Raw genomic sequence first — 1,479 nt, 5'->3', positions numbered from 1 at the left:
AAGGCTGGGACAAAACTAGCCAAAAAAGAGGAGATTGACCACGAAAAATGGTCAATCTCCTCTTTAAATTATACAAAAATAAAATACCTTCATTTATAATAGTAATAACCACAAAACTAAAAAGAAAGAAGGTATTTTATGTATACTCAATATAACATGAATCAAGCTTTTCTACCATTAGAGTTATCCGATTATCTTGCACCGAATCATATTGTTTTCCAAGTAAATAATTTTGTTGAACAATTAGATGAACATATCCTCGATCAATTTTATAAACACGAAGGCCGACCGGCCTATCATCCATTAATTCTCTTAAAGGCATTACTATTTGCATATATAGAAAAGACGTTTTCAGGAAGAACTATTGAAAAAATGATGCAAGAGAACATTCCAATGAAATGGTTAGTTGCCGATACCGAAATTTCTTATCGTACGATTAATAGATTTCGTTCTAGTGAATTATGTGCATCAATTCTTGAGAACTTATTCGTCGAATTTAAACTCTTTTTAGTTCAACAAGAACTAATCTCAGATAATGTAGTATTTATAGACGGTACAAAAATTGAAGCAGATGCAAATAAATATTCTTTTGTTTGGAAAAGAGCAACAGATAAATTTTACGCATCATTAAAAGCTAAAGAAATGGCATATTATAGAAATGAAATATTACCTTCTGTAGAAAAAGAGATTATTAAAGATGAAATTGATTCAATGTCTTTAAATGATATTGAAATACTAAAAGCCTTCCTTGAGGAAGCTGTAGCTGAGGTAAATGAAGAAATTGAAAGTGCGCCAAAAAAAGGTGCAGATCCAAGAAAGCAGAAACGAAGAAAACTGAAAAAACACTTACGAAAAGTGAAAGATGATTTTTTACAACGTGAAATAAAGTATAAAAATTATTATAGAACATTTGAAGGTAGAAATAGTTTTTCAAAAACCGATACAGATGCAACGTTCATGCGAATGAAAGAAGATCCGATGTTAAATGGTCAACTTAAACCAGGTTATAATCTTCAAATAGCAACTGAAAATCAATTTGTTATAGCCTATAATATTTTTCCAAATCCTACGGATACACGTACACTATTACCATTTATTGAAAGTATGCCTACATTACCTAAAATCGTCGTAGCTGATGCTGGATATGGAAGTCAAGAAAACTTAGAAACGTTGGATAATCTAGGGATTGATCATCTCATCAAATACAATATGTTTGATAAGGAACAGACGAAGAAATTTCAGAAATCAAGTAAGAATTTAAATAATTGGGACTATGATGCGGAAAATCAAATCTTTATTCACCCTGATGGTACACAGTTTCATTTTCATCATGTTTATCATCCAAAAACAGCAACTGGATATCGCTTAGAAAAAGAAATGTATTATCCAGTCAATAGAGAAACCGCACCACAAAAGTCATTTTCTTTTAATAGAAAATATCAGTATTTAAAAGAAAATGAATCAGCTAAGCTATTATCT

1 protein-coding gene is annotated in these 1,479 nt (G+C 30.5%); it reads left to right on the top strand.

Annotated features, from left to right (window positions below):
* Positions 1-138: 138 nt before the first annotated feature.
* Positions 139-1,479: IS1182 family transposase (locus ACRCJ0_RS13900; protein WP_431390821.1), on the top strand; the 1,341-nt coding region annotated here is incomplete at its 3' end.

This window comes from Aerococcus sp. L_32 (assembly GCF_050689315.1).
This window is presented reverse-complemented; position numbering and strand designations above follow the sequence as displayed.